Genomic DNA, 20,403 nt, shown 5'->3' with positions numbered 1-20,403 from the left:
AGGACCCCACCACCATGACGTCTTCGAAGCAGAACCGCGCCGACGCCCTCCCCGACGACCTCCGCGAGGCGCTGCGCCGGCGGCTCGCCGGAGGGGCCGCGGCCGGGTCCGCCGCCGCCTCCCGGCGGGAGATCCCGCGCGCCGACCGCACCCGCCCGCTGCCGCTCTCCCACGCCCAGCAGCGCCTGTGGTTCCTGGACCGCCTGCGCCCCGGCGACGCCCGCTACAACAGCGCCGTCGCCCTGCGGCTCACCGGAGCGCTGGACTGCGACGCGCTGAGCCGGGCCCTGGACCTCGTGGCCGCCCGCCACGAGGCGCTGCGCACCACCTTCGCGGAGGGCGAGGACGGCCGCCCCGTCCAGCGGATCCACGAACCGGCCCCCGTGCCGCTGCCGGTCCGCGAGGTGGCCCCGGAGGCGACGGAGGCCGCCCTGCTCGCCGAGTACACCCGGCCCTTCGACCTGGGCACCGGACCGCTGCTGCGCGCCCTGCTGCTCCGCGAGGCCCCCGGCGCGCACGTCCTGCTGCTGACGGCCCACCACATCGTCACCGACGGCTGGTCGATGGGCGTCGTCCTCGAGGAGCTCTGCACCGCCTACGAGGCGCTCGCCCACGGAGAGCCGGTGGACCTGCCGCCGGTGGCCGCCCAGTACCCGGACTTCGCCGTGTGGCAGCGCGAACAGCTCTCCGGCGACCGTCTCGAGCGCGAACTCTCGCACGGGGTGGAGCGGTTGCGCGGGGCCGTGCCGCCCGCGCTGCCGCTGGACCGGCCGCGGCGCGGCGAGGAGTCCGGCGCGGGCGCGGTGCACGCCTTCACGGTCCCCGCCGACGTCACCGCCCGGCTGCGCGCCCTCGCCGCCGAGCAGCACACCACCCTGTTCACCGCCCTGACCGCGGCCTGCCAGGCCCTGCTGGCCCGCTGGTCCGGGCAGGACGACATCACGGTCGGCTCCCTCACCCCGGGCCGCCCCCGCACCGAACTCGAGCGGGCCGTCGGCTTCTTCGCCTCCACGGTCGTCCTGCGCACCCCGGTCGACGCGGCCGGTTCCTTCCGCGACCTGCTGGCGGCCGCCGCCGACACCGTCAACGACGCGTTCGCACACGGCGACACCCCCTTCGACCGGCTGGTCGAGGCCGTCGGAGCGCCCCGCGAGGCGGGCCGCAACCCGCTCTTCGACGTGATGGTGCTGCTGCACCCCGCCCCGCCCGCCGCCCCCGCCGTGCGGGGCCTGGCCACCGCGCCGGTGACCGTGCCCCGAAGGGCCGCGACCTTCGACCTCAGCGTCGAGTTCGTCCCGGACGGCGAGGCGTTGACCGGGCTGCTGGAGTACCGCACCGACCTGATCGACGCGGACACCGCCCGCCGGACCGCCGACCAGCTGGTGCGCCTGCTCACCGGGGCCGCCGCCGAACCCCACCGCCCCCTGGGCACGCTCCCGCTGCTCTCCGAGGAGGAGGTGCGCCGGGTGGTCCGGGAGTTCAACGACACCGCCCGCCCGGCCCCCGCCGCCCTCCTGCCCCGCCTCTACGAGGACCGCGCCGCCCGCACCCCGCACGCCACCGCGCTGGTGGCCGGCGGCGAACGCCTCGACCACGCCGCGCTCGACGCCCGCGCCGCCCGCCTCGCCCGCCACCTGGCCGCCCGCGGCGCCGGACCCGAGCGGCTGGTCGCCCTGCGCCTGCCCCGGACCGCCGACATGATCACCGCGATCCTCGCCGTGTGGAAGGCGGGCGCCGGCTACCTGCCCCTCGACCCCGCCCTGCCCGAGGACCGCGTCCGGTACCTCCTCGACGACGTCCGCCCGGCCCTCGTCCTCGACGAGGCCGCCGTACGCGAGGCCCTGCGGGAGGAACCCGCGGCGCCCGCCGGGGCCGCCGGACCCGCGGGAACCGCGCCGCCCGTGGCCCGGTTCCCCGAGCCCGACCCCGAGCACACCGCCTACGTCATCCACACCTCCGGCTCCACCGGCCGTCCCAAGGGCGTCGCCGTCTCCCACCGCTCCCTGGCCAACCTGCTCGCCGCGCACCGCGCGGGCTTCGTCGCCGACGCCGGCGGCGGGCCGCTCACCGTCGCCCTCACCGCCTCCTTCTCCTTCGACACCTCCCTGGAGGGCGTGCTGCTGATGGCCGACGGCCACCCGCTGCACCTCGTCGACGAGACGACCCGCAGGGACCCGGCCGCCCTGGTGGAGTACGTCGTCCGGCACCGGGTCGACTTCCTCGACCTCACCCCCTCCTACCTGCGCCAGCTGCTGCCCGCCGGTCTCCTCACCGACGAACGCCACCGCCCGCGGGTGCTGATGATCGGCGGCGAGGCCATCGGCCCCGCCCTCTGGCGCGAACTGGCCGCCCACCCGGACGTCGCCGCCTACAACTTCTACGGCCCCACCGAATGCACCGTCGACGCCCTCGCCTGCCGCGTCACGGACGAGGACCGCCCGCTGGTCGGCCGGCCGCTGCCCAACACCCGGGCGTACGTCCTCGACGACCGGCTGCGGCCGGTGCCGCCCGGCGTCGGGGGCGAGCTGTACCTGGCCGGCGAGCAGGTGGCCCGCGGCTACTTCGGCCGGCCCGGCCTGACCGCGGCCCGCTTCCCGGCCGACCCGTTCGGCCCGCCCGGCAGCCGGATGTACCGCACCGGCGACCTGGCCCGCTGGACCGGCGACGGCCGCATCGACCACCTGGGCCGCGTCGACGACCAGGTGAAGGTGCGGGGCCACCGCATCGAGCCCGGCGAGGTCGAGGCGGCGCTGCTCGACCTCCCCGGGGTGACCGCCGCGGCCGTGACCGCCGCCGCCGACGACCGAGGCCACACCCGGCTCGCCGCGTACGTCGTCCCCGCGGGCGCGGGCGCGGGCGCGGGCGTGAGCGAGAGCGCGGGCGTGGGAGCCGCGGGCACCGCGGAAGCCGCGGAGTCCGCCCTCACCGGCGCCGCGCTGCGCGCCGCCCTGCTCCGGGTGCTGCCCGAGCACATGGTGCCGTCCGCCTTCACCGTCCTCGACGCCCTGCCGCTCACCACCAGCGGCAAGCTGGACAAACGCGCCCTGCCCGCCCCCGACTTCGGCGCCGGCACCGCGCGGGGCGAGCACGTCGCCCCCCGCACCCCCGCCGAGGAGACCCTGGCCGCGATCTGGGCCGAGGTGCTGGGCGTCGCCCGCGTCGGCGTCACCGACAACTTCTTCGAACTGGGCGGCGACTCCATCCTCAGCATCCAGGCCGTCTCCCGCGCCCGCGCGGCCGGCCTCCCGCTGTCCTCGCAGGACGTCTTCCGCCACCAGACCGTCGCCGCCCTCGCCGCCGCCGCGACCGGCCGCGCCCCCGCCGACCCGGCGCCCAGGACCCCGCACCTCACCGGGCCCGCTCCGCTGACCCCCGTGCAGGAGTGGTTCCTCGCCACCCACGGACCCCTGCGCCACTTCAGCATGTCGGTCCTCCTCGACCTGCCCCACGACCTCGACGAGACGGCCCTGGAGCGGGCGGTGGAGGCGGTGGCCGCCCGCCATCCCGCGCTGCGCACCCGGTTCGCCCGCACCGACGGCGTCTGGCGGCAGCACCCCGGCGAGGGCCCGGCCACCGGACTGCTCACCCGCCACGACCTGTCCGCCGCGCCCGACCCGGCCGCCGCCCAGGAGGAGGCCGCGGCCGACGCCCGCGCCGCCCTCGACCCGGAGACCGGCGCCCTGCTGCGGGCCGCCCTGCTGCTGCCCGCCGCGGCGGGGGAGCGCCCGCGGCTCTTCGTGACCGCCCATCACCTCGCCGTGGACGGCGTCTCCTGGCGCGTCCTGCTCGCCGCCCTCGAACAGGCCTACCGGCAGGCCGCGGCCGGTGAACCGGCCGCCCTGGAACCGGAGGCCGTGCCGTTCGCCGCATGGGCCGCGCACCTGGCCGAACGGGTCAGGGACGGCGACCTCGACGCCGACCTGGCCCACTGGACCGCCGAGACCGCCGGGGAACGCACCCCGCTGCCGGTCGACCGGCCCGGCGCCCCGCGCGCCGCGTCGGTGCGCACCGTCCGTGCGAGCGTCGACCCGGCCACCACCGAGGCGCTGCTGCGCCGCGTGCCCGGCGTCTACCGCACCCGGGTCGACGACGTCCTGCTGAGCGCGCTGGGCCGGGTGCTCGCCGACTGGGCGGGCGCCGGACGCGTCACCGTCCTGCTGGAGGGCCACGGACGCGAGGAGATCGGCGAACCGCTCGACCTGTCGCGCACCGTGGGCTGGTTCACCGCCCAGTACCCCGTCACCCTGGCCCCCGCCGGACCGGCCGGCTCGCCCGACTGGGGCGCCACCCTCAAGGCCGTCAAGGAGAAGCTGCGGTCCGTTCCCCGCCGCGGCCTGAGCTTCGAGGCGCTGGCCCGCCTCGCCCCGACCGACGACCCGGCCGTCCGCGCGCTCCGCGGGACGCCCCCGCCCGAGGTGTCCTTCACCTACCACGGCCGCTGGGAGTCACCCGGCTCGGGCGACTTCGCCCAGACCGCCCCGGTGCCCGGCCGGGAGACGGCTGCCGACGAGCCCCTGGACCACCTCCTCGACGTCTCCGCCGCCGTCGTCGACGGCAGCCTGGAGATCACCTGGCACTACAGCGAGGACGTCCACGACGAGCGGACCGTGCGCCGGCTCGCCGACGGCATGGCCTGCGCCCTCGCCGCGATCGCCGAGCACTGCGCCCGCCCCGGCGCCGGCGGCCGCACCCCCTCCGACTTCCCGCTCGCCCGGCTCGACCAGGCGGCGGTGGACCGGCTGGTGGGCGACGGGCGCGGTGTGGAGGACGTCCTGCCGCTGACCCCGCTGCAGGAGGGCATGCTCTTCCACCGCCTGGTCGGCGGCCCCGACGACGTCTACCTGGACCAGGCGTCCCTGCTGCTCCAGGGCGTGGCCGACCCGCGGGCCTTCGCACTCGCCTGGCAGCGCGTCACCGACCGCACCCCCGCGCTGCGCACCTCCGTGGTCTGGGAGGACGTCCCCGTGCCCCTGCAGATCGTGCACCGGCACGTCGAGGTGCCCGTCACCCACCTGGACTGGCGGGAACTCGACCCCGCCGAGCGCGCCGTCCGGCTGACCGAGCTGTGCGAGCGCGACCTAGCCCGCGGCATCGACCTCACCACCGCCCCGCTGACGCGGCTCACCCTGATCCGGCTGCCGGACGCCGGGCTGCGCCTGGTGTGGACCTCCCACCACCTGATCCTGGACGGCTGGAGCCTGGCCCAGGTCCTCACCGAGGTGTGCGAGGAGTACGCCGCCCTCACCACCGGCAGCGAGAGCCGCCCGCCGGTACGCCGCCCGTTCGGGGACTACGTGCGCCTGCTCGCCGAGCAGGACGACGGAGCCGCCCGCGACCACTGGCGCGGCGTGCTCGCCGGGTTCGCCACGCCCACCCCGCTGCCCGCCGACCGGCCGCAGGGCCACGGCCACCAGGCCCGGTCGGCCGCCCTGCACACGGCCGGACTGTCCGACGAGGTCTCCGAGCGGCTGGCCCGCACCGCCCGCGAGGCCGGCCTCACCCTCGGCACCGTGGTGCAGGGCGCCTGGGCACTGCTGCTCGCCCGGTACGCCGGCGAGGACGACGTGGTGTTCGGCACCACCGTATCCGGCCGCCCCGACGAGCTGCCCGGCGCCGAGTCCATGGTCGGCATGTTCATCAACACCCTGCCCACCCGCGTCCGGGTGGACGCCCGCCGCCCGGCCGCCGACTGGCTGCGCGACCTGCAGCGGGAGCAGGCCGAGGCGCGCCGCCACGCCGCGGTGTCGCTGGCCGAGCTGACCGCCCTGAGCGACGTGCCGCCGGGCAGCCCGCTCTTCCACAGCATGGTCGCCTTCGAGAACTACCCCTTCGACGAGGCCCGCACGGCGGGCGCCGGGGTGCGCCTGGCCGAGGTGTCCTCGCGGGACGCCACCAACTACCCGCTGGTCCTGCGCGCCTTCCAGGGCGAGCGGATCGGCTTCGACCTCGCCTACGACCCCGCCCTGTTCGACGCCGGGACCGTCCGCGCCCTCGCCGGGCGGCTGGGCCTGCTGCTGACCGGGATCGCCGCCGACGCCGGCCGCCCGCTGCGCGAGCTGCCCTGGACCACGCCCGCCGAACGCCGCCTGCTCACCGGGGGCGACGACAGCGCCGCCCCGGCGTCCCTCCCCGGCGCGGCTCCGGCGTCCTTCCCCGCCGCCGCCCGCGAGTCCCTCCCCGGTGCCGCCCCTGGCACCGCGCACGGGCGTCCCGGCGAGACCCTGGTCGACCTCTTCGAGGCGCGGGCCGCCCGCACCCCCCGTGCCGTCGCCGTCACCTGCGCCGGCGAGCACCTGGACTACGCGGCCCTGGACGCCCGCGCCAACCGGCTCGCCCACCGCCTCGCCGAGGCCGGCGCGCGCCCGGAGCGCTTCGTCGCCCTCGCCCTGCCCCGCGGCCTCGACCAGGTCGTGGCGATCCTCGCGGTGCTCAAGACCGGCGCCGCCTACCTGCCCGTCGACCCCACCGCGCCCGAGGAGCGCCTGACCGGCATCCTCGACGACGCCCGCCCGGTGCTGCTGGTGACCACCGCGGAGGCGGCCCACCGGGCCCGGGGCGGCGGCGTTCCCGTGCTGCCGCTGGACGCCCCGGACGTCGCCGCCGACCTCGCCGCCCGCCCCGCGACCGGGCCCCGCCCCGACCGGAGGCCGCTGCCGGAGCACCCCGCCTACGCCATCTACACCTCCGGCTCCACCGGCCGCCCCAAGGGCGTGGTGGTCCCCCACGCCAACGTGGTGCGGCTGTTCGGCAGCACCGCCCACTGGTTCGGCTTCGACGAGCACGACGTGTGGACGCTCTTCCACTCCTACGCCTTCGACTTCTCGGTGTGGGAGCTGTGGGGCGCGCTGCTCCACGGCGGCCGGCTCGTCGTCGTCCCCGACGACGTGGCGCGCTCCCCGGAGGACTTCCTGCGGCTCCTCGCCGACGAGCAGGTCACCGTCCTCAACCAGACCCCCTCCGCCTTCTACGCCCTCCAGCGGGCCGACGCCGAACACCCCCGCCACGGCGACCGGTTGGCGCTGCGCACGGTGATCTTCGGCGGCGAGGCCCTGGACGTCACCCGGCTCGGCCCCTGGTACGCGCGGCACCCGCAGGACGCGCCGCGCCTGGTCAACATGTACGGCATCACCGAGACCACCGTCCACGTCACCCACGCGCCCCTGCACGGCGCGGAGCGCGGGGCCGCCGCTGCCGCCGGGACCATCGGCGTCCCCATCCCCGACCTGCGGGTGTACGTCCTCGACGACACCCTGGCCCCGGTGCCGTACGGGGCGGTCGGCGAGATGTACGTGGCGGGGCGGGGACCGGCCCGCGGCTACCTGAACCGGCCCGGCCTGACCGCCGCGCGCTTCCCGGCGGACCCGTACGGCGCGCCGGGCAGCCGGATGTACCGCACCGGCGACCGGGCCCGCCGCCGCGCCGACGGCACCCTCGAGTACCTGGGCCGCGCCGACCAGCAGGTCAAGATCCGCGGCTACCGCGTCGAACTCGGCGAGATCGAGGCCGCGTTGCACACCCACCCGGGGGCGGCGGCGGCCGCCGTGGACGTCCACGAGGACGCCTCGGGCACGCGCCGACTCGTCGCCTACGTGGTGGCCCGCGGCGGTGGCGACGCCGGTGCGGAGGAGGCGGGTACCGGGCAGGCCGGGGCCGCAGCCGCCGCGCCGGACGCCGCCGTACCGGACGCCGCCGCGCTGCGCGCCCACCTCCAGCAGTCGCTGCCGTCGTACATGGTGCCCGCCGCCTACGTGCCCCTGGCGGAACTGCCGCTGACCGTGAACGGCAAGCTGGACCGGCGCGCGCTGCCCGCCCCCGGCCCCGACGGCTACGCCGCCCGCGGCGACCGCGTCCCGCCGCGCACCCGCGCCGAGCGCCTGGTCGCCGACGCCTGGGCGGACGTCCTGGACATCGGCCCGGACGGCGGAATCGGCGCCGACGACGACTTCTTCACCCTCGGCGGGGACTCCCTGCTCGCCGTGCGCGTCACCGCCCGGCTCCGCACCGCCTTCGGCGGCGACGTGTCGCCCCGGCTGCTCTTCACCCACCCCACCGTCGCCGCGCTGGCCGCCGCGCTCGGCGACCCCGGCGACAGCGCCTCCGCCGAACCCGTACCGGCCCTCGCGCCGGACACCCCGGCCCCGCTGTCGTACGCCCAGCAACGCCTGTGGTTCCTCGACCGGTTCGAGCCGGGTTCCACCGAGTACACCACCCTGTCCGTGCTGCGGCTGCGCGGACCGCTCGACGAGAAGGCGCTGCGCTCCGCCCTGGACGGCCTGGTGGACCGGCACGAGACCCTGCGCACCGTCTTCACCGAGCAGGACGGCGACGGCGCCGCCCGGCAGGTGGTCCTCCCGCCGCGGCCGGTGGAGCTCCCCGTCGACGACCTGGCGGGGCACGGCGACAGCGCCCTCGACACGCTGCTCGACCGCGAGGCCGCCGAGCCCTTCGACCTCGCCACCGGCCCGCTGCTCCGCGCCCGCCTCGCCCGCCTCGGCCCCGACGACCACGTGCTGGTCCTCGCCGTGCACCACATCGTCACCGACGGCTGGTCCGTCGCCGTCCTCGGCCGCGACCTGAGCGAGCTGTACACCGCCGCCCACCAGGGCCGCACCCCCCGGCTGCCCGAACTCCCCATCCGCTACGCCGACTTCGCCGCCTGGCAGCGCTCCCGCACCGAGGACGCGGAGCGGGACCTGGCCCACTGGCGGCGCGTCCTGGACGGGCTGGAGCCGCTGGAGCCGCCCACCGACCGGCCCCGCCCCGCCGTCCGCACCCGCGACGGCGCCCTCGTCACCTTCGAGCTGCCGGCCGCGCTCACCGACCGGCTGCGCGAGACGGCCCGTTCGGCCGACGCCACCCTCTTCATGACCCTGCTGACGGCCTGCCAGGTCCTGCTGTCCCGCTGGACGGAGCAGGAGGACATCGCCGTCGGCACCGTCACCGCCGGACGCGACAGGGCCGAACTGCACGACATGGTCGGCATGTTCGTCAACACCCTGGTCCTGCGCGCCCGAATCCGCCCCGACCTCTCCTTCCGCGCCCTGCTGGAGCAGGCCAGGGAGGTCGTCCTGGACGCCTTCGCGCACCAGGCGGCGCCCTTCGAGCACCTGGTGGACGCGCTGGGACCGGAGCGGGACACCAGCCGCACCCCGCTCTTCCAGGTCATGGTCGCCCTGCACAACCTCGGCGCCCGGACCCCCGACCTGCCCGGCCTGGACGTCGAGCCGGTGACCCCGCCCGTCCGGAACGCCACCTTCGACCTGGCCTTCGACTTCGTCGAGCACGACGGGGGCGTCACCGGCCACCTGGAGTACAGCACCGGCCTGTTCGACGAGGAGACCGCGCGCGCTCTCGCCGCCCGGCTCCGGCTGCTGCTGGAGGCGGCGGCCGAGGACCCGGAGCGGCCGGCCGGCGACCTTCCGCTGCTGACCGACGGGGAGCGGCGGCAGGTCCTGCACGCATGGCAGGGCGCTTCGCAGGCCGTGCCCGACACCACCTTCACCGCGCTGTTCGAGGAGCAGGCCGCGCGGACGCCGCACGCCACCGCCCTGGTCGCCGGTGACGCCACGCTGGACCTCGCCACCCTCAACGCCCGCGCCAACCGGCTCGCCCACCACCTGATCGCCCTGGGCGCCGGCCCCGAGGAGGTCGTCGCGGTGCGCCTGCCCCGCACCGCCGACCTGCCGGTCGCCGTCCTGGCGGTGCTGAAGGCCGGGGCCGCCCCGCAGTGCCTCGACCCCGACCTGCCCGACGAGCGCGTGACGGCCCTGCTCGAGGACACCGGGGCGCGCACCGTGCTGACCCCCGGGACCCTGCGCGCCGTGGAGTGGGACCGGCTGCCCGACCACGACCCCACCGACGCCGACCGCCGCCGCCCGCTCGACCCGCGCCACACGGCGTACGTCATCCACACCTCCGGCTCCACCGGGCGCCCCAAGGGCGTCGCCGTCGAACACCGCCAGCTGGTCAACCTGTGCCTGGACCACCGCGACGGCCTCCTCGCCCCGCACACCGCGGGCGGCCGCCGGCTGCGCGCCGCGCTCAGCGCCTCCTTCTCGTTCGACACCTCCTGGGAGGGGATGCTGCTGCTCGCCCTCGGCCACGAGGTGCACCTGCTCGACGAGGACACCCGCCGGGACCCCGACGCCTTCCGCGCCCTGGTCGCCGACCGGCGGCTCGACTTCGTCAACGTCACCCCCTCGTTCCTGCGCGAACTCCTCGCCGCCGGGCTGCTCGCCTCCGGCCGCCACCACCCGGAGCTGCTGCTCGTCGGCGGCGAGGCCGTCGACACCGCCACCTGGCGGCAGCTCGTCGCGGCGGCCGGCCTCGGCGTGACCGCGTACAACATGTACGGCCCCACCGAGACCACCGTCGACGCCGCCTACGCCCGCTGCGCCGACAGCCCCGGCCGGCCGGTGATCGGCCGGCCCGGCCGCAACCTGCGGGCCTACGTCCTCGACGGCCGCCTGCGCCCGGTGCCGCCGGGCGTGCCCGGCGAGCTGTACCTGGCCGGGCCGCAGGTGGCCCGCGGCTACCTGGGCCGCCCCGGAGCGACCGCCGCCCGCTTCCTGCCCGACCCGTTCGCCGGGACCTCCGGGGACGGCACCCCCCTGCCCGGCGCCGGGCACGGAGCGAGGATGTACCGCACCGGCGACCGCGTCCGCCGCGACGCCCACGGGCGGCTCGAGTTCCTCGGCCGGGCCGACGACCAGGTCAAGATCCGCGGCTTCCGCATCGAGCCCGGCGAGGTGGAGGCCGCGCTCCTGGCCCACCCCGGCGTCGCCGACGCCGCCGTGGCCGCCCGCGAGCACGCCGGCCGCACCCTGCTCGTCGCCTACCTCGCGCCCGCCGCGGACCGCGTCCCGCCCGCCGACGAGCTGCGGGTCCTGCTGCGCCGCACCCTGCCGGACCACATGGTGCCCGCCGCCTACGTGCCGCTCGCGCGGATCCCGCGCACCAGCGGCGGCAAGACCGACCGCCGCGCCCTGCCCGCGCCGCCCGCCCAGCCCGACACCGCCACCCCCTACGTGGCGCCGCGCCCCGGCGTGGAGGAACGGCTCGCGGCCCTCTGGGCGGAGGTCCTCGGCGTCGAACGGGTCGGCGCGCAGGACAACTTCTTCGCCCTGGGCGGGGACTCGATCCTCAGCATCCAGATCGTCTCCCGGGCCCGCCGGGCCGGTCTCGCCCTCACCACCAAGGACGTCTTCCGCCACCAGACGGTCGCCGAACTCGCCCTGTGCGCGGGCGACCCGGGCGACCCGGCGGTGACCGGCGCGGAGGCGGAGGCGCCCACCGAGGCCCCGCTCACCCCCATCCAGCGCTGGTACCTCGACGGCCGCCGCCCCGGCGACCGGCTGCGCTTCACCATGACGCAGCGCTTCGCCGTCGCCCCGGACACCGACCCGGAGACGGTGCGGCAGGCGGTCGAGGCCCTCGTGGCCCACCACCCGGCCCTACGTACCCGGTTCCGCCGGACGCCGGACGGCTGGCGCCAGGAAGTCCTCCCGCGGGCCCGGCACCAGGTGTTCACCCATCACGCCGGCCCGGTGGGGGAGACCCGGATCCAGCAGGCGGTGGACGACGCGCAGGCCTCCCTCGACCCGCTCGAGGGACGGACGGTGCGCGCCCTGCTCCTCGACGGCGACCCCCGGCAGCTCGTCCTCACCGTCCACCACCTCGCCGTCGACGGCGTCTCCTGGCGCATCCTGCTCGCCGACCTCGAGACCGCCCACCGCGCCCTCGTGGAGGGGCGGCCCGTCACGCTCGACCCGGTGGGCACCGCCCACACCACCTGGGCCACCCGGCTGGAGGAGCACGCCCGGTCCGGCGCGCTGGACACCGACCTCGCCTACTGGGAGGCGGCCGCAGGCACCGCTCCGGCCGATCCGCCGGCCGGCCGGAGCGGCCCCAACACCCACGGCACCGCCGCCACCCTCACCGTCGCCCTGGACGCCGAGGAGACCGACGCGCTGCTGCGCCGCGTCCCCGACGCGTACCGCACGCAGGTCAACGACGTGCTGCTGAGCGCCCTCGGCCGCACCCTGGCCCGCTGGTGCGGCGGCGACACCGTCCTGATCGGCGTCGAGGGCCACGGCCGCGAGGACCTCTTCGACGACCTGGACCTCTCCCGGACGGTGGGATGGTTCACCGCGGAGTTCCCCCTCGCGCTGACCGTCGACCCCACCGCCGGCTGGCACGACACCCTGCGCTCGGTGAAGGAGCAACTGCGCGCCGTGCCGCGCCACGGGATCAGCCACGGCGCCCTGCGCCACCTGGTGCCCGGCAGCCCGCTCGCCCACGGCCCGCGGCCCTGGATCGGCTTCAACCACCACGGACGCTGGGACACGGGCGGCGGACCGGGCGACGGACTGCTGCGGGCCCAACTGCCCCCGGCGGGCCGCGACACCGACCCCGACGAGGAACGCCCCTACCTGCTGGACGTCACCGGAGTCGTCCAGGACGGCCGCCTCGAACTCGGCTGGACCTACCCGCCGGCCGTCCACGACGAGGCCGTCGTGCGCCGCCTCGCCGAGGAGACGCTCACCGCCCTGCGGGAGATCGTCGCCCACTGCGCCCGCGAGGACGCCGGCGGCCGCACCCCCTCCGACTTCCCGCTCGCCCGCCTCACCCAGCGGCAGCTCGACCGCCTCGTCGGCGACGGACGCCGGGTGGCCGACGTGCTGCCGCTCACCCCGCTGCAGTCCGGCATGCTCTTCCACGGCCTGGTCGGCACCGCCGACGCCTACGTCGACCGCATCGCCGTCCGCCTTTCCGGCGTCGCCGACCCGCAGGCCTTCGCGGACGCCTGGCAGGAGGTCGCCGACCGCACCCCCGCCCTGCGCACCAGCGTCCACTGGCAGGGCCTCCCGCACCCGGTGCAGGTCGTCCACCACCGCGTCCGACTGCCCGTCACCCACAGGGACTGGCGCCGCCTGACGCCCGCCGAGCGGGACGAGGCGACCGAACGGCTGCTCGCCGAGGACCGCGCCACGGCCCTGGACCTCACCCGGGCACCCCTCACCCGCCTCACCCTGGCCGCGCTGCCCGGCGACGAGGTGCTGCTCCTGTGGTCCACCCACCACATCGCCCTCGACGGCTGGAGCAGCGGCCAGCTGCTCACCGAGGTGTGCGAACGGTACGCCGCCCGCACCGGGGGCCCCGCCGCCGCGCCGCCCGCCCGCAGGCCGTTCGCGGACTTCCTGCGCTGGCTGGCCGAACGCGAGGAGAACGACGCGGCCGCCGCCGAACGGTACTGGGCCGGTGTGCTCGACGGCTTCACCGAGCGCACCCCGCTGCCCTACGACCGCACCCCGGCCGAGGCGCACCGGGCCCGCTCCGCGGCCACCGTCCACCGGGAACTGGACGAACGCCTCTCGCGCCGGCTGCGGGAGGCGGCCGCCCGCGCAGGGATCACCGTCAGCACCGTCGTCCAGGGCGCCTGGGCGCTGCTGCTGGCCCGCGGCGGCGGCCGTGACGACGTCGTCTTCGGCACCACCGTCTCCGGCCGCCCGGCCGAACTGCCCGGCGTGGAGACCATGATCGGCATGTTCATCAACACGGTGCCCACCCGCGTGCGGGTGCCGTCCGGCGGGGTGCGTCACGGCGGCACCCGGCACGGCGGCGTGCGGGAGTGGCTGCGCGGTCTGCAGGAGGAGCAGAGCGAGGCGCGTCGCCACGACTTCCTCGCCCTGCCCCGCATCCAGGCCACCGGCCGGATCCCGTCCGGCAAGCCCCTCTTCGACAGCATGGTGGTCTTCGAGAACTACCCGGTCGACGAGTCCGCCGCCGCCCGCACCGGCGTCGTCGTCGAGGAGGTGCGGCCCGAGGACGCGACCTCGTTCCCGCTGTGCCTGCGCGCCCACCTCGGCGACCGCCTCGGCCTCGACCTCGCCTACGACCCCGGCCTGTTCGACGCCCCCACCGTCGAACGCGCCGCCGCCCGGCTGTCGGTCCTGCTGACCCGGCTCGCGGACGGCCTGGAGACCGACACCGACGTCGACGGTCTCGGAGCGCTCACCGAGGACGACCTGCGGACGCTCGAGCACTGGAACACCACCGCCCGCAGCACCCCTCCGGGCAGCCCGGTCGGCCTCTTCGCCGGCCAGGCGCGCCGCACCCCCGACGCCGTCGCCGTCGACGACGGACGGCGCGGCGTCACCTACCGGGAGCTGGACGCCTGGTCGGACCGGCTGGCGGCACGCCTGCTGGCGGACGGGGTCGCCCCGGAGGACCGCGTCGCCCTGCTCATGGACCGCGGTGCCGAACTCGTCGTGGCCCAGCTCGCCGTGCTCAAGGCGGGCGGCGCCTACCTCCCGGTGGACTCCCGCGCCCCGGAGGAACGGCGCCGGGCCCTGCTCGCGCAGGCCGGAGCCGCCGTCCGGCTCACCGCCGAGGACGTGACCGCCTGCGCCGCGGAACGGCCCGGCACGCCGCCCGCCGCCCTGCCGCCCGCCGACCCCGACCGCCTCGCCTACGTCATGTTCACCTCCGGCTCCACCGGCCTGCCCAAGGCGGTCGCCGTGCGCCACCGGGACGTGGCCTCCCTCGCCACCGACAGCCGGTTCGGCGACGGCGTGTGCGCACGGGTGCTGCTGCACTCGCCGGTGGCCTTCGACGCGGCGACCTTCGAGGTGTGGGCCCCGCTGCTGACCGGCGGCACCGTGGTCGTCGCCCCGGACGGCCCCGTGGACGCGGCCCTGCTGCGCCGCCTGACCGCGGGCGGCGGCCTGACCGCGCTGTGGCTCACCGCGGGCCTGTTCCGGCTGCTCGCCCAGGACGCCCCCGACTGCTTCGCCGGCCTGCGCCAGGTGTGGACCGGCGGCGACGTCGTCCCCGCGGCGGCCGTACGCCGCGTCCTGGCCGCCTGCCCCGGCCTGACCGTCGTCGACGGGTACGGCCCCACCGAGACCACCACCTTCGCCACCTCCCACGCCCTCGCCGACGCCGGCGCGGTGCCCGGCACCGTACCGATCGGCCGGCCCCTGGACGACCTGCGCGCGCACGTCCTGGACGCCCGGCTGCGCCGCGTCCCGCCCGGCTGCCCCGGCGAGCTGTACCTCTCCGGGGAGGGCGTGGCCCGCGGCTACCTCGGCCGGCCCGGCGCCACCGCCGCCCGCTTCCCCGCCGACCCCTACGGGCCGCCCGGCGGCCGCATGTACCGCACCGGCGACCTCGTCCGGCGGCGCCCGTCCGACGGCGCGATCGAGTTCCTCGGCCGCGCCGACGACCAGGTGAAGATCCGCGGCTTCCGCGTCGAGCCCGGCGAGGCGGAGGCCGCGCTGGCCGCCCACCCCGGCGTCGCGGACGTCGCCGTGGTGGCCCGCGAGGACGCGACCGGGGCCAAGCGGCTGGTCGCCTACGTCGTCGGCGAGGCCGGCGAGGTCCCGGACGGCCTGCTGGAGTCCGCCCGTCTCACCCTTCCCGACTACCTCGTCCCCTCCGTCGTCGTCCCGCTCGCGGCCCTGCCGCTCAGCGCCAACGGCAAGGTGGACCGCGCCGCGCTCCCCGCCCCCGCCGAGGGGGCGCGCCGCCCCGACCACGCTCGCGTCGCGCCCCGCACGGAGGCGGAACGACGCACCGTCGAGGTCTTCGCCCAGGTGCTCGGCGGTGAACGCCCCGGCGCGGAGGACGACTTCTTCCTCCTCGGCGGCGACTCCATCCTCAGCATCCGCCTGGCCGCACGCCTCGCCGAGGAGTTCGGGACCGACGTCTCCCCGCGCGCGGTCTTCGACCACCCGACCCCGGCCGCCCTCGCCGCCCTGCTCACCGGACCCGGTGCCGCCCCCGCGCGGCCCGGCCCGACCCCGGTGCCCCGCGATCCGGCGCCCCCGATGTCCTACGCGCAGCAACGCCTGTGGTTCCTGGAGGAGTTCGCGCCCGGCGGCGCCGAGTACGTCACCGCGCTCGCGCTGCGCCTGCGCGGCCGCCTGGACACCGGCGCCCTCGCCCGCGCGCTGCGCGGACTGGTGGCCCGGCACGAGTCGCTGCGCACCACCTTCGACTCCGCCGACGGCCACGGCGTGCAGATCGTCCACCCGCCGCAGGACGTCCCGCTGCCCCTGCACGACCTGTCCGCGCTGCCCGAGGCCGAACGGGCCGCACGGACGGCGGACCTCCTCGCCGCCGAACGCACCCGCCCCTTCGACCTGCGCCGCGGCCCGCTGCTGCGCACCGCGCTGGTGCGGCTGTCCGGCGACGAACACGTGCTGGCCCTGGTGATGCACCACATCGTCACCGACGGCTGGTCGAACTCCGTCCTCACCGGCGACCTGTTCCACCTCTACCGCGCCGAGACCGACACCGGCGGCGGCGCGGGCTCCGGCGGCGGCGCGGACACCGGCGGCGGCGCGGGCTCCGGCCCGGGTGTGGGGGAACTCCCGCCGCTGCCCGTCCAGTACGCCGACCACGCGCACTGGCAGCGCACCGCCCCCGGCGCCGTCGCCGAGGAGCACCTGGCGTACTGGAAGGAGCAGTTGGCCGGCGTCGAACCGCTCGACCTGCCCACCGACCGGCCGCGCCCGCCGGTCCGCACCTCGGACGGCGCCTCCACCCGCCTGGTGCTGCCCCCGCACACCGCCCGCCGGCTGGCCAGGACCGGGCAGGAGCGCGGCGCCACCCTGTTCACCACCCTGGTCGCCGCCACCCAGGCCTACCTGGCCCGGCTGTCCGGCGGACGGGACATCGCCGTCGGCACCGTCACCTCGGGCCGCGACCTGCCCGAGACCCAGCGCCTGGTCGGCTTCTTCGTCAACACCCTGGTCCTGCGCTCGCACGTGCGGCCCGAGCAGCCCTTCCCCGAGTTCCTCGGCGACGTCCGGCGGACCGTCCTCGACGCCTTCACCCACCAGGACGCGCCCTTCGAGCAGGTGGTGGACGAGGTGCGGCCGGAGCGCGACACCAGCCGCACCCCGCTCTTCCAGGTGATGGTCGCCCTGCAGAACACCCCGCCCGCCCGGATCGACGTCCCCGGCCTGGAGATCAGCGACGTCGCCACGGGGCTGCGGCACGCCGCGTTCGACCTCTCCTTCGAGTTCGCCGAGACGGACGACGGCGCCCTGCACGGCCTGCTCACCTACAACACCGGCCTCTTCGACGCCGCCACCGCCGAGCGCATGGCCGGCCAGCTCACCACCCTGCTGACCGCCCTCGCCGAGGACCCGCACCGGCCGCTGGGCGCCCTGCCGCTCACCACCGGCGCCGAACTCCAGGCCCTGCTCGACCTGGGGCGCCCCACCGCCCGCCCGGTCCCGGCCGCCACACTGCCCGACCTGTTCGAACGGCAGGCCGCCCGCACCCCGGACGCGGTCGCCCTGGCCGAGGGCGGGAGGACCTGGACCTACGCGGAGACCGACCGGGCCGCCAACCGGCTCGCCCACCGGCTCATCGGCCGCGGCGTCGGCCCCGAGACGGTGACGGCCCTGGCCCTGCCCCGCGGCGCGGCCACGGTCGTCGCCCAGCTCGCCGTCACCAAGGCCGGCGGCGCCTTCCTGCCCGTCGACCCGGCCTACCCGCAGGAGCGGCGCCGGTTCATGCTCCGCGACGCGGGCGCGGCCGTCGTCCTGGACGACCCCGCCGAGATCTGGTCCGGCGACGGCCCGGACACCGCGCCCACCGACGCCGACCGCACCGCCCCGCTCACCCCCGCCCACCCCGCCTACGTCATCCACACCTCGGGCTCCACCGGCACCCCCAAGGGCGTCGTCGTCACCCACGGCGGACTCGCCGCGTTCGCCGCGGGCGCCGCCGAGCGGTACGCCGCCGGTCCCGGCGACCGGGTGCTGCAGTTCGCCTCGCCCAGCTTCGACGCCTCCGTCCTGGAGCTCTGCGTCTCCCTGCTCACCGGCGCCACCCTGGTGACCGGCGAGGAGGGGCCCCTGGTCGGCGAACGGCTGGCCGAGGTGCTCGCCGGACGGCGCGTCAGCCACGCGCTGATCCCCCCGGCCGCCCTCGCCACGCTCCCGCCGGAGACCGCCGCGTCCCTGCCCGGCCTGCGCACCCTGATCGTCGGCGCGGAGGCCTGCCCCGCCGACCTGGTGGAGCGGTGGGCCCCCGGCCGCCGGATGATCAACTCCTACGGGCCCACCGAGGCCACCGTGGTCGCCACCTGGACCGGCCCGCTCACCCCCGGCGGGGGCGCCCCGCCCATCGGCGGCCCGGCCGGCGCCACCCGCGTCCACGTCCTCGACGCCGCCCTGCGCCCCGTCCCGCCCGGCGTGCTCGGCGAGCTGTACGTGGCCGGCCCCGGCCTGGCCCGCGGATACCTCGGCAGGCCCGGCACGACCGCCTCCCGCTTCCTGCCCGACCCGTTCGGGGCCCCGGGGGAGCGGATGTACCGCACCGGCGACCTGGTGCGGTGGGACGCCGACGGGCAGCTCCGGTTCGCCGGCCGCGCCGACGCCCAGGTCAAGCTCCGCGGCTACCGCATCGAACCGGGCGAGATCGAGGCCGCCCTGCGCCGCACCGGCCGGGTGCGCGACGCGGTCGTCGTCGTCCACGACGACGCGGCGACCGGCACCGCACGCCTGGTGGCCTACCTCGTCCCCGCCGAGCAGCCGCGGGCGCCGCACGGGCCGCGGGCGCCGCACGACCCGCACGAGCTGCGGGAGGAGCTGTCGCGGCAACTGCCCCCGCACATGGTGCCGTCGGTCTTCGTGCCGCTCGACCGCCTCCCGCTCACGCCCAACGGCAAGCTGGACCGGCGCGCCCTGCCCGCCCCCGGCCCCGCCACCGCGCCCGGCGGGCCGCGCACCGCACCGCGCACCGACACCGAGCGGCGCGTCGCCCGGATCTGGGCCGACGTCCTCGGCGTGCCGGAGGTCGGGACCGACGACAACTTCTTCCACCTGGGCGGCGACTCGATCCTCAGCATGCAGGTGGTCTCCCGGCTGCGCGGCGCGGGCCTGCACGTGACCACCCGTGACCTGTTCGCCCACCAGACCGTCGCCGCACTGGCCGCCGCGGTCCGCGACGACCCCCAGGACGGCGGCGACACCGGCCCGGTCAGCGGCGACGTGCCGCTCACCCCCATCCAGGAGTGGTTCCTGACCACCCCGCGCGCCGCCCACCACCACTTCAACCAGTCCCTGCTCCTCGAACTGGGCGACGCCCCCGACCCGAAGGCCCTGGAGACCGCCCTCGCCGCCCTGCTCACCCACCACGACGCGCTGCGCATGCGCTTCACCCGGGACGCCGACGGCTGGCACCAGTTCAACCCGCCGCCCGCCGACCCCCCGGAGGACCTGCTCGTCCCGTACGACCTGGCCGGCCTGACCGCCGACGAGGCCGACACCGCGATGGAGCGGGCCGCCGACGCCCTGCACGCCGGGTTCGACCTGGAACGCGGACCGCTGCTGCGCGCCGCCCTGTTCACCGGCGCCCAGGACCGCCCCGCGTTCCTCCTCCTGGTCGCCCACCACCTCGTCGTCGACGCGGTCTCCTGGCGGATCCTCCGCGACGACCTGGAGACGGCCTGGCGGCAGGCGGCCGCCGGCGAACCGGTCGCCCTGGGGGAGCGCACCACCTCCTACCGGGACTGGGCCCGCGGACTCGCCGCCCACGTCGCCGGCGGCGGCCTGGACCACGAGATCCCGCACTGGGAGGACGCCACCGCCGCCGACCCCCTGCCCGGCCCCGCGGTCACCGAGGCCGGCGCGTCGCGGGCGCTCACCGTCGAACTCGACGAGACCGACACCGAGGCCCTGCTGCGCTCCGCCCCCGCCGCCTACCGCACCCGGGTCAACGACGTCCTGCTCGCCGCCTTCGCCCTCGCCCTGGCCCGCTGGACCGGTACCGAGCGGGTCCGCCTGGACCTGGAGGGACACGGCCGCGAGGACCTGCTGGACGGGGTCGACCTGTCGCGCACCGTCGGCTGGTTCACCACGGTCCACCCCGTCGCGCTGCGCGTCGACGACCCGGACGACCTGGGCCCCGGCCGCGACTGGCGGGCCCTGGTGAAGTCGGTGCGCCGCCAGTTGCGCGCCGTGCCCGGCAACGGCCTCGGCTTCGGCGCCCTGCGGACCTTCGGCCCGCCCGCGGTGCGGGAGCGGCTCGGCGGTTCCCCGGCGCACGGCCAGGTGGTCTTCAACTACCTCGGGCAGTGGGACGCGCGCCCGTCCGACGGCACCGGCGGCACCGGCGGCGGCACCGGCGCCGACCCCGGGCCGGTCCGCGCCGCCCACGGCGGCTTCGGCCAGGACCACGACCTCCGCGACGGCGGCTCCCACCTGCTGGAGGTGGTCGGCGCGGTGCAGAACGGCCGGCTCGCCTTCACCTGGCACCACCGCCCCGCCGTGCACGACACCGACACGGTGCGCCGTGTCGCCGGCGAGTTCACCGCGGCGCTCGGCCACATCGCCCGGCACGCACGGGGGGTGCGCTGAGGTGCGCCCCGCCCGGGCCCGCTGC

The 20,403-nt window shown here is 77.4% G+C and carries 1 protein-coding gene; it reads left to right on the top strand.

The features are described from left to right. Positions 1-14: 14 nt before the first annotated feature. On the top strand, positions 15-20,378 hold the full coding sequence (locus ABZ836_RS13185) for a non-ribosomal peptide synthase/polyketide synthase (protein ID WP_361141817.1): 20,364 nt from the start codon (positions 15-17) through the stop codon (positions 20,376-20,378). Positions 20,379-20,403: the final 25 nt, after the last annotated feature.

The sequence above is a fragment of the Streptomyces sp. NPDC047130 genome (assembly GCF_040643475.1).
In the GTDB taxonomy this organism is placed as follows: domain Bacteria; phylum Actinomycetota; class Actinomycetes; order Streptomycetales; family Streptomycetaceae; genus Streptomyces.
The sequence above is the reverse complement of the archived record's forward strand: the minus strand, read 5'-3'. Positions and strand labels throughout refer to the sequence as shown.